Annotated in this window: 9 protein-coding genes; 1 reads left to right on the plus strand and 8 read right to left on the minus strand. The window is 59.0% G+C overall.

All coding sequences use genetic code 11. The features are described 5' to 3' along the window. From EGJ34_RS18055 to EGJ34_RS18070, 4 genes are all read right to left on the minus strand, one after another. A partial coding sequence (locus EGJ34_RS18055; protein WP_125361859.1) for a DUF1629 domain-containing protein occupies nt 1–480 on the minus strand: 480 nt, incomplete at its 3' end. 833 nt (nt 481–1,313) lie between these two features. Then, nucleotides 1,314–1,964 carry a DUF1629 domain-containing protein gene (locus EGJ34_RS18060; RefSeq protein WP_125361852.1) on the minus strand — a complete coding sequence of 217 codons (651 nt, stop codon included), beginning with the start codon at nt 1,962–1,964 and terminating at the stop codon, nt 1,314–1,316. Between the two features lie 314 nt (nt 1,965–2,278). Continuing rightward, nucleotides 2,279–2,953 carry a DUF1629 domain-containing protein gene (locus EGJ34_RS18065; protein ID WP_125361853.1) on the minus strand — a complete coding sequence of 225 codons (675 nt, stop codon included), beginning with the start codon at nt 2,951–2,953 and terminating at the stop codon, nt 2,279–2,281. Between the two features lie 123 nt (nt 2,954–3,076). Beyond that, complete coding sequence (locus tag EGJ34_RS18070; protein ID WP_125361854.1) at nt 3,077–4,042, minus strand: hypothetical protein; 966 nt, start codon at nt 4,040–4,042, stop codon at nt 3,077–3,079. Nucleotides 4,043–4,313: 271 nt separating this feature from the next. Between EGJ34_RS18070 and EGJ34_RS18075 the strand changes: the two genes are divergently transcribed. After that, nucleotides 4,314–4,625: a hypothetical protein gene (locus EGJ34_RS18075; RefSeq protein ID WP_260477050.1), complete on the plus strand. Its 312-nt coding sequence runs from the start codon at nt 4,314–4,316 to the stop codon at nt 4,623–4,625. Between the two features lie 119 nt (nt 4,626–4,744). Here EGJ34_RS18075 and EGJ34_RS18080 read toward each other — a convergent pair whose 3' ends face one another. From EGJ34_RS18080 to EGJ34_RS18095, 4 genes are all read right to left on the minus strand, one after another. Further along, a complete protein-coding gene (locus EGJ34_RS18080; protein ID WP_125361855.1) occupies nt 4,745–5,119 on the minus strand; it encodes a hypothetical protein in 375 nt (124 codons plus the stop codon). 370 nt (nt 5,120–5,489) lie between these two features. Next, entirely contained in the window at nt 5,490–6,140 is a 651-nt protein-coding gene (locus EGJ34_RS18085; RefSeq protein ID WP_125361856.1) for a DUF1629 domain-containing protein, read from the minus strand. 207 nt (nt 6,141–6,347) lie between these two features. Next, nucleotides 6,348–6,965 (minus strand): DUF1629 domain-containing protein, encoded by a 618-nt coding sequence (locus tag EGJ34_RS18090; RefSeq protein WP_125361857.1) that lies wholly within the window; start codon nt 6,963–6,965, stop codon nt 6,348–6,350. A gap of 53 nt (nt 6,966–7,018) precedes the next feature. Continuing rightward, a complete protein-coding gene (locus tag EGJ34_RS18095; protein WP_125361858.1) occupies nt 7,019–10,033 on the minus strand; it encodes an XVIPCD domain-containing protein in 3,015 nt (1,004 codons plus the stop codon). Between the last annotated feature and the right edge of the window lie 304 nt (nt 10,034–10,337).

The raw sequence follows: 10,337 nt of genomic DNA on the forward strand, positions 1-10,337 counted from the left end.
CGCTCCGCCAGCGAGCCGATAGAATTTTCCTTTTGGAAAGCCATCTGTGAGGATCCTTACATCTGATGCTTCCTCGTCAACCGCATCCAATACACGAGTAACATCGCACAGATAGAACTTGGCATCCTCAGAACCATCCACTTGAATGAACTTTGTCGAGACAAACTGCACTCCCTTTTCGTCGACAGCCTCCATCACCCGCCTCAACTTTTCAGAAACCAACCAATAGCCCTCGAAGGAGCTATAGAAGTCTCTGAGCTCATGGCTCTCTAGTGTTGCGCGAAAGAGAGGCGCCTCGGGAAATTCTGGAAATCCGCCGTCATCAGGCCGCACAAATGCCTGACCAGCTGGGCGGAGCTTTTCTTCGTTCACAAACTTAACGCCATGGACCGGCGCATTGCAGTCGCAATTGATGATGAAGAACTCATTCGGTCTCGGAGCATTACCGTCATCCCCGCCAACACGCAAAACGTTAGTCACAGCACACCTCCATAAGGGACTTCAAGCTAGCTTGACGCAACTTCTTCCATATCTGCCACACCCGCCATTCATTAGCGATCAGAACACACGCCAAGTCCACCAACTACAGGAGATGTACCCAGATGGGCGACATGACGATGGGTGGTCGGCAATTCCGGTCCATATTTGATCAGTAGTCAGCCGCATCAACGAGGCTCAAACCATGGCCTTCCCCAGCAATGCCGAAGCCTCGTTCCACCGATGCATCCCGCATCAACCGGTCGCAGATAACCAATCTTGCATTGAATGGATTTCCAAACACATGCGCGCCGTCAACTACGGCCAGCCGAGGGACCTCGTCGAACTTCGGAATCCCTCCGACTTCCGGGCGAATAATGGCCCTACCCGCTGGGCGGAGGACACGCGCGTTCGCCACCCGCCCCGAAGCCGAAGCACCCCACCAGCAAACCCAATAGCGTGAGCAGGAAGCCGCGCGCGCCGAGCAGGACCGTGCCCGGCAGGAACAGGCGACGACTCCCGCAACCGAATTTCGTGCACCGGAAGCGCAGCTCCCCCGGCAGCCCACCGACGGTGCCGCTCCTGCTCAACCCGCACACGCCCCCGACAACACGGCCGCAGAAGCGCAAGCAACAGCCGCGCAGTTGCACGAAGGTGCCCAAGCTTCCAGGACCGAGGTCCAGCACGTCGCTCCCGTCGACCCGGCAAGTGACCCATCGCTGCACAAATTGGATGAGCCCCTCAAGCCGGCAACACCGGACGCGAAGGCAGTTCCCGAGCACGAAGTCTCTACTGGATGACATCCTTTTCCACCTCCGTTACGCAATCACCCGATCTCAGTAATCAGCGGCATCGAAGAGCCGAACGCCTCTGGGGTTCAGCTCCTCACCAAATCCGCTCTGCAGCAACGCATCTCTGAGAATGCGATCACATATGACCAATGTGCTGTTGAACGGCGAACGAAACACATGCGCCGATCCAATTGCATTCTTGTGGAAGGCCAGCCTTGCGCCACCTGCCAACTTGTAGAACTTCCCCTTGGGGTACCCATCGGTAAGAATCCTTACCTCAGATGCATCATCGTCAATGGCATCGATTACCCGCACCACGTCGCAGAGGTAGCTCGAGTCAGATACCGTTCCATCAGAAAATGTGATATCGCACCGACAAAACGCGAATCCTTCCGGGTCAACTGACTCAAATACACGCTTGAGCTGTTCTGATACAAGCCAGTACCCCTCGAAATCTGCGTCAAGATCATTGTGAAGGTGACCTACCTCTGTCTGCCGAAGCCGAGGTATTTCGTTCATTGCAGGAAATCCACCTTGCTCAGGCCGAATGTGTCGAGCCGCGGGAGGCCGGAGAGCACTTGCATTCTCAAACTCAAGCGAGTGTGGTTCGCCGCGCATATCCGGGCGAAGAATGTAGAACTCACCGATTACCGGCCCGTTCTTCGCCAATTCCCCGCGCTCATCTCGACCATCCATTGCACTCTCCCTACTCATTTGTTCTCAGCGAATGATTGCAGATGCATACCCACGCCCTCCAAGGTCCGGAGACGCACTTTGCTCGAAAAAACGACTCCGTACGGCGGGAGCCCGAAGTCCAGACTGATGACGTCGAACTCGCCAGCTTTTGGTTCATTCATGGTGACGTTCTCGCTCATATGCTCCTGTACAGGTCATTGCCGCCGAAGGATCAGAGTCTCCGATGAAGGCCGTCCAGAACATGGTGGTCCTGAAATATCGGCTTATCCTTTGGCATTCCCGCACCTCATCCAAATGGCGGCTCACTTGAAACGCTAAGTATCAGCTGCATCAATGAACCAGACCCCATTACTCCTGGCAGCACTCCATATCCCCGCATCGACTATTGCATCACGTAGCACCCGATCACACACAATGTAGTTTCCTGAGTAAGGGGTTCTGAAAACATGGGCGGAACCGACCACTTCATCCAGGAAGCTGAGTCTGGCACCACCAGAAAAGCTGTAGTGCTTTCCTGCGTGGTACTTGTCACTGGTCTCAATTTTCAGCTCCGAGGCCTCTTCATCTACTGCCTCCAGAACACGGACGACGTCGCATAGGAAGTAGGTTGGCCCGCTGGATCCGTCCGCAAGTCGGTAGTCACACTCCGCGAACTCGAATCCAGCCGGATCCGTTTTCTCGAAGACGTCCTTCAATCGCTTGGATACCAGCCAGTATCCGCTCATTCCGCCTTCCAGATCTTCAGGAGGCTGTCCCTTCGCGGGGGAGTACACGAGGCACGGCACTTCCTTGAACTTCGGGATTCCACCTTCATGCGGCCGAAGGACAAGCCGAGGCGAATCAACCAATCGCTTGACGTTCTCAAACACGACTCCGTGTCCCCTGCCGCCGCGAGTACTGTCAGGTTCGAGCAGGAAGTACTTCCCCATCTCTTCGGTCTCCGCAGTCAAGTTTAATGGCCCCACCTTTGTGCCGTCGACTTCGTTCATTGAGCGAAATTTCAGTATCGTGCCTTGGTGGCGTTTAAGCTCATAAATTATTCTGCAGCGTCGTCCAGATAGACGCCGCGAGAACACCGATCCTGCGTTGCTTTTCGTCCGTCGCCTAAACCTTCACGGTGCCGACTTTTCAGGATCATCCGAATACTCATTGACATAGGCCACCAGCGGCTTACCCCGCTTGATCGCCGCTTCCATGAAGGGCCCTCTCCCAGCGGTCCACATGATGTCGTGAAGCATGGCGCGGTACTTGCCGTTTAGTGGCAAAGCGCCTCGGGCGTCCATGAACGTCCTCAGCCCCGTCACCATTTCCTCAAACTCAGGATGACTAGCCGGGTTCAAGCTCAGGTCGTCAATGAATCGCCCCAGGTCACTGTCGCCAAGCACCCCACCGCCTGTGGACTTCGCGTACTCCGCCGCCGTTTGATGATTGACCTTGGATTCTTCATCAATGCCCCAGCAGAACACGTAGTCCTTGCCAGGCGGCAGCACGGGTGGATGCTGCTTGATCTTCTGCTCAAGATACTCGGCGAAGCTGCTCTCAGGCGTTACGCCCGAGCCCGGTGCCTGCAGGTAGTCCGTGAGCGTAAGCACCTGCTCGTCCGTAATTGCCGGGCAGGCACGCTCCGGAAGTGCATCAAGCTTCCTGGCGACAACAAGGTCGGCGAAGAGGACCAGGCCTTTGAACGCGGCAATCTTCTGTGTGGGCAGCTGGAGACCACCTTTCAGCACTTCCCGATGGTCGGCGATGGCCAAGTAGCGCTGGTGTCCTCGAACGTCTGGCTGCGTCTCGTACACGCGCAGCATGCCTTCCACCAGGCCGCACACGAAGGTGTAGTCGTCGCCGGTGTGGCCGAGCGTCTGCTTGAGCTTCAGCAGCGATCGAATGAGCCAGTCGTGGCCGAAGTACAGGAAGAACTGGCGCTCCATCCCGCCCTGCTCGAGCTTGAGGGTGTCCGAGCCGTACAGCCCGAGGCGGCCGACCACCTGCCCATCGCGGTAGAAGGCGTAGTGGTACTCGGTGACGCGCGTACCGTCGCGCAGTACGCCGGCGATAAGACGCGGCTCCGGAATCGTCACACCGGTGACCGGGTCGTACGCGGAACCTGGCCGCGCCTCGAATCGGGGGGGCTCTGACGTGGGCGGCCGCTTGGGCTCACTGCTTCCGAACAACGTGCCGAACATTCCTTTGATTGACATCCCTTTTCCCCTTCCCGCTCCGTGTGCTTCCGGGCTGCGCTGGCAGCTGCTCTGTCCTTGACTCCCGGACCTTTCAGTAGGTTGCCACCGGCGGGAGCCATCGACAACCAGAAAACTCTGAAGCGCTGCTTACGCTGAGCACCTGCAGCCGGTGATCCTTACCGCCTGCCCCAAGTCCAACTACACCGTGGCCGCCCAGCAGAAGCGTGCGTGGGTGCGGGAGCATCTTTCGGCCACGTGCCTGGTGCTACCCGTGCTGGGCGGCGTCAACAAGCCGCTCTTCATGCATCAGGCGGGCGATGTGCTTATCGACGACTGGAGCAAGAACTGCGTGGCGTGGACGGCGGCGGGTGGCGTTGCCATCCAGCACAAGGGTGACTGGGTCGCTACCCGGGGCAGCCTGCAGGCGGCGGGGATGGGTGCCATGCCGGCGGGTGAGGTGGAGTACTCGATCGCGGGGTGAGTGCGTTGACACGCATGGCGTGTCACTACGCGGCTTCCGGCACGGCGCGGGCGTCGATCGCGCCGCGCCGCATTTCTCATACGCGATGCAGGCCACGCCGTGTTGTCTGGCCACCCTGCTCATCCGAGAAAGAGGTCGCCATTGATCAATGCTGCCTTCACCGTCAACTGCAGCTTCTCCACAGACTCCGCCACCCGCTGCAGCGCACCGGCTTCAAGCTGCATTGCCGCCTGGCCGTCTGCCGAGTCTTCAATTCTCTTCAGATGCTCCAGCATGCCTTCATAGTAGGAGGCGACAGGCTGCGGACTGAACTGGCTGCATCCCATCTGGTCCGCAAGAGCCTTGTCGACCGGGAGATACAGCTTGTTCAAAGATGCTTCGATGGTGAACAGACCGGCCTCGTGCAGCGTCTTGAGCAGCGCGCTTCGCTCGAAGATGAAAGCGTCGATGGTGTACTGGCTGCCAAGGACAGGATCCTGCTCTGATGCGCTCATGGGTGTCATTCCATTTAACGGAGGGTAGGCGGTGTTGGTTGGCAGCGTGACATAGGGCTTCGGCCGCCGGTATCAGGGTTTTCTGACCCGGGTGAGTGTGCCGCGCGGAAGCGGGTACGTTGGTGGCCTGCCCCTACACAGTCTCCAGCAGGACCAGCACCACCTCCACCTGAATCGATCCTCTTTGACGGGTAAATCATGGTCGTTTGAGATCAACGACCAAGGTAACGTCGTTCAAACCGCCTACTGGATGTCGCCTTGACGCTACAGAGAGCGTGAGCTGTATCGGCATACAAACGCTGGGGCGGGCAGCAATTCCCTGCCCGGTTTCACCTTAATGCCCCGCCTCACTCTATGACATGCCCACGGATCAGTAGTCCGCCGCGTCGTGTATCGACATGCCAGTGTCTTCACCCATTACACCCAGTCCGTGCTCGACAAGCGCATCTCTCATCTTCCGATCACAGACGATGAGCGCGTCATTGAACTCAGAGCGAATAATATGCACACCATCAACCACGTCACGCTTGAATGCCAAGCACACTCCGCCAGCGAGCCGATAGAATTTTCCTTTTGGAAAGCCATCTGTGAGGATCCTTACATCTGATGCTTCCTCGTCAACTGCATCCAGTACGCGGGTCACATCACACAGATAGAACCTGGCACCCTCAAAACCATCCACTTGAATGAACTTTGTCGAGACAAACTGCATCCCCTTTTCGTCCACGGCCTCCAGAACCCGCTTCAGCTTTTCAGAAACCAACCAATAGCCCTCGAAAGAGCTATAGAAGTCTCTTAGCTCATGGCTCTCTAATGTTGCTCGGAAGAGAGGCACCTCGGGGAATTCTGGAAATCCGCCGTCATCAGGCCGCACCAATCCCTGACCAGCTAGGCGCAGCTTTTCTTTGTTCACAAACTCAACGCCATGGACCGACGCATCGTAGTCGCGAGTGATGATGAAGAACTCATTCGGTTTCGGAGCATTCCCGTCATCCCCGCCGACACGCGAAACGTTAGTCACAGCACACCTCCATAAGCGATTTCAAACTGGCGTGATGCAATTTCTTCCATATCTGCCACATCTCCCATCCATCAGCGATCCGAACACATGCCAAGTCCATCAACTACACGAGATGTACCCAGATGGGCGACATGACGATGTTCGAATTCGTCCACCGGTCCGACTGGTCGGAAATTCCAGTCCGTGTTTGATCAGTAGTCAGCCGCATCAATAATCTGCCGCGTCATCCAGCGTCATTCCGCTATCGCCGCCGAACACGCCGAACCCTTGTTCGACCAGAGCGTCACGCATCGCTCGATCACACACAATCAGATCGTCATTGAATGGGGACCTGAAAACATGTGCGTCGTTCACAACGTCCTTCCTGAAGGCGAGGCGTACGCCTCCTGCCAACCGATAGAACTTCCCTTCTGGAAAACCCTCCGTAAGGACTTTTACTCCGGAAGCATTCTCGTCGACAGCATCCAGTATCCGGCAAACGTCGCACAAGTAGTACGACGGACCAGTGCTTCCATCAAAGCAAACCAGCTCACACTGAACGAACAGGAATCCACCCGGATCGATCGCCTCAAACGCGCGCTTCAATCGCTCGGAGACAAGCCAGTAACCTTCAAAGGCGACCTGGAAATCATGGAGAGAACCTTCAGGTGCCAGATCCGTCATCACTGGCGTTTCTGAAAACTTGGGGAACCCACCCGTTCTGGGTCTGATGAGCCCGCCTCCCGGCGGCCGAAGAACCTCCTTGTTCGAAAACTCGACTTCATTCGGCGGGACGTCAAAGTCCGGGTTGATGATGTAGAACTCGCCAGCCCTTGGTTCATTCATGATGGTGGTCTGCTCGTGGCGATAAGGTGTCAGGGCTGGTCGGCGATGGATCGCTAGCCGCCGCCTCCACCACCACCGCCTCCGCCGCCTCCCATTACCATGGCTTGGGCGTGTTCCTCGTTGATCCGCTCCTGGTCCTGCTGGCGCTGAAGGCTGGCCTGGTGTTCCTGCTGTCTGTCGTGTTCCAGCAATACATCCAGCCGCTCAAGTGATTCCTCGTGCGGCGTTTTGACCGCCTGCTCGGTGGGCATCACGCCACGCCGGTGAGCGGGGTTGTCCAGTTCGCCCTGCACCACAAACACGTTGAAGCCCGGGCGCTGGTCGCCCACCTGATTGCTGAGCACCACATGGTCCACACGCTGCAGGCCGTTCTCCTTCGCCAGCACCATCAGGCTGCTGGTGAGGCGCTCGCTGTTGTCGTCGTAGGTGCGGCCGAGGCTTTGGTCCAGCTTCTCGACCTGTTCGCGCACCTGTTGGTAGAGGGCGTTGGCCGGGTGCGCTGGGTCGCTGGGTTGCAGGTGGCTGAGAGCGGGTTCATCTGCTTGGGCGTGCTCCGGTTCCGGTAGTACGTGCTCGAGGACATCGGCGCTGCTCGCCATCTCTGGCGCGGGTAGTTCTTCTTCCGGGTGAGCTTCGTAGACGGGAAGCTGGAAGGCCAGGAAAGCGCCCTGGTGCCCGTGGGCTTGAGAGACTTCCTGCTCGGGAACTTCCCTCGTATCCGGGGTTGCCGGTTTGGAGGGCTCATCCACATTGTGCAGGGATGGGTCACTTGCCGGGTGGACGGGAGCGACGTACGGGGCCTCAGTGTTGGAAGTCGGGGCGATTTCGTGCAATTGAGCGGCCGTTGCCTGCGTTTCCGCTGCCGTATTGCCAGGGGTGTGTGCGGGCTGAGCAGGAGCAGGGCCGTCAGTGGGCTGCCGGGGGAGCTGCGCTTCCGGTGCATGAGGTTCGGTCGCGGGTGTCGTTGCCTGTTCCTGACGGGCGCGATCCTGCTCGGTGCGGGCGGCTTCCTGCTCGCGCTGTTGGGTTTGGTGGTGGGGTGCCTCGGCTTCGGGGCGGGTGGGTGTTTGGGTTTGGGGTGCGTCGTTGTTCAGCCGGGCAGAGCCCGGCTCTACGGGGGTTGAGGCGAGTCTTGCCGCCTCGGCTTGCCTGGCGGCCTCAACAGTGACCGAGAGCTCGGGGCTTGCCGGCACCGTTGGATGCGGGGCTACCTGTGCTTCGGAAGCTGCGAACACTGCGGCTTCCGGCTGCTGTCCAAGGTTGTTGCCACGCAGCTGCGCGGCTGCCAGCGTCGCGGCCTGCCCGACATCATCCTTGGACAGCCCCTGGCGATTGGCCTCGCGCTGCGCCTGCTCATGCGCATCTCGTTCCTGCGCCGATAGCCGGTCGATCTGCAGCTGAGGTGCGTCATGTACTGTCGGCTCAATGCGGTTGGCCCGCTGCTGCGCAATGTATGCGCTCACATCATCCGCTGTCGCAGTTGCCTTCAAGACCATCCGATTGCCGCCGCCCTCGGCGAAGGCAGCGATTGCACTGTCAGCACTCGGCGCATGCGTGCGTGGGTCTGGAATCAGCTCCAGAACGACGTCCGACTGCGCTCCAGATGACTCCAACGTCTGCCGTAGCACGGCTGACGCAGCGGCAATCTGCTCGTCCGATTGCTGAATGCCGTGCCTTGCGTACAGCGCTTCCACACGCCCCTCTATGCCTTCGGGGGCCAACCTGAGATTGGCTCGAATCTCATCCGCCATTGCACTCAGGCCAGCAATGCCTTCCGACTGACCTTGCCAGGTGAGTTCCAGCTCTTCCAGCACGTTGCCATGGGCATTGCGATTCCCGGCAACGCCTTGATGAACCCAGATACCTTCGCCAGTACGCGCGTACTTTTCGCCGTCACTCGCAATCAGTGAGTCGCTACCATCCCGTGCGTTCTGCACCGCAGCGGGTATGGAGGGGGACTTTTCGTCGCCGAAATCGCTCCAGCGCCCCTGCTCATAAGCCACCATGTAGCGGGCCGCCACTGCGGCAGGGGTGTTGGCGGCGTTTTCAGCGATGACCAGGCGCGATTGCGCATCCAGAAGCTCAGCGCGCTCCTGCGACACCTCGACCCGTCTTGTGCTGGATACGCGACCGTCTTCCCTCTCCGTGATGTGCATCTCCCACTCCCGGGAGACAGGGTCGCGCACGAAGGTGCGGTCAATCTCCAGCGCCGCCTTCGGTGGGAAGGCTTCATCGGTTGCGCTCAAACGATAGGGGTCCTCCGCCACCGGTCGCTTGTACAGACCCAACTCATAGGATTCCCCGGCAGCCTTCCAGTTCAGATAGCGCTCCATTGCTCCGGTCGCTATGTACCTGGTACGCAGGGTGACGTCCTCGCCCAGACCATTCTTTAGCGGTTGCACTTCAACGCCAGTGCCAAGATCCTGGCTCTGCAGTCGCTGTTCGTGCGCGCCGCGATACCACCGTCCGTCAGGGTCCGCCGGGTCGCGCGACCAGACCCGGTGCAGCTGGTCTTCCTGATTGAAAACCCGCTTGATGTCCCTCTGTTCTGCCCACTTGTCGCCCAGGTAAGCACCCAGTACGCCACCACCTGCGCCGCTGATCAGCGCGAGTGGCCCTGTGAAGGAACCCGACGCTGCCCCCACGCTCGCCCCCAGGAGGAACCCTCCCACCGCGCCGCCCACATTGGGGCCTACGAAGTGGGCTACGGTGGCGTCCGCACCTGCGGTGTTGCCTTGAATCTTCAGCTCCAGCCACTTGTGGCCGGTGACGGCGAACTCCTGGGCTACGAGTGCAAGGCCAACGACGCCCGCTGCCTTGCCCGCGTGCAGTTCGCCGAAGAAGACTTCGGGGGCAAAGAAGCCTTTCTGAGCGTGGGGAGCACGGCGCTGCGAGAGGGGCTTGTAGTCTTCTGGAGGGTTTGAAACAAAGTCGTATGTTCCAACCTTGGAGGTGCCGATGGCCGGCAGGTCATCTACCAGGATCTGCTTGACCAGCTTGGAGGTATCGTCGGATAGCGTCAGGCGACCAGACTCCTGCGCGTGAGCCACCGCCATACGCATCTCCATGCGTCCTGCGATTTCCCGCTCGGGCAACTCACCAGTTGCGGAAACCAGGTATCTCGCGTCATCCCGGGCGGCACCCAGGATTCTGAGTAGACTTGCTTCACTCCGAGTAACGGCGGCCCACTCGGACTCAATGCGCCCCATAGCCCTGATATTCGTGAGGTCCTCAGGGTGCTCGCTCGCGTAAGACTCAAATGCAACGATGGATCGATGATTGCGCTGGACAGCGTGAGAGTGTCCGTATTTTTGTGTTCGGGCGACGTGGGCTGTCTTTTGACAGCCCGGCTTCTCAGTAAGGGCTCCGGAT

This window comes from Stenotrophomonas sp. 278 (assembly GCF_003935715.1).
Taxonomy (GTDB): Bacteria; Pseudomonadota; Gammaproteobacteria; order Xanthomonadales; family Xanthomonadaceae; genus Stenotrophomonas; species Stenotrophomonas maltophilia_AH.

Bases quoted from the DNA above. Each gene is read 5' to 3' on its own strand.
- EGJ34_RS18060 (WP_125361852.1), bottom strand. From the start codon at position 1,964: ATGGATGGTCGAGATGAGCGCGGGGAATTGGCGAAGAACGGGCCGGTA.
- EGJ34_RS18065 (WP_125361853.1), bottom strand. From the start codon at position 2,953: ATGAACGAAGTCGACGGCACAAAGGTGGGGCCATTAAACTTGACTGCG.
- EGJ34_RS18080 (WP_125361855.1), bottom strand. From the start codon at position 5,119: ATGAGCGCATCAGAGCAGGATCCTGTCCTTGGCAGCCAGTACACCATC.
- EGJ34_RS18090 (WP_125361857.1), bottom strand. From the start codon at position 6,965: ATGAATGAACCAAGGGCTGGCGAGTTCTACATCATCAACCCGGACTTT.
- EGJ34_RS18095 (WP_125361858.1), bottom strand. From the start codon at position 10,033: ATGGAGATGCGTATGGCGGTGGCTCACGCGCAGGAGTCTGGTCGCCTG.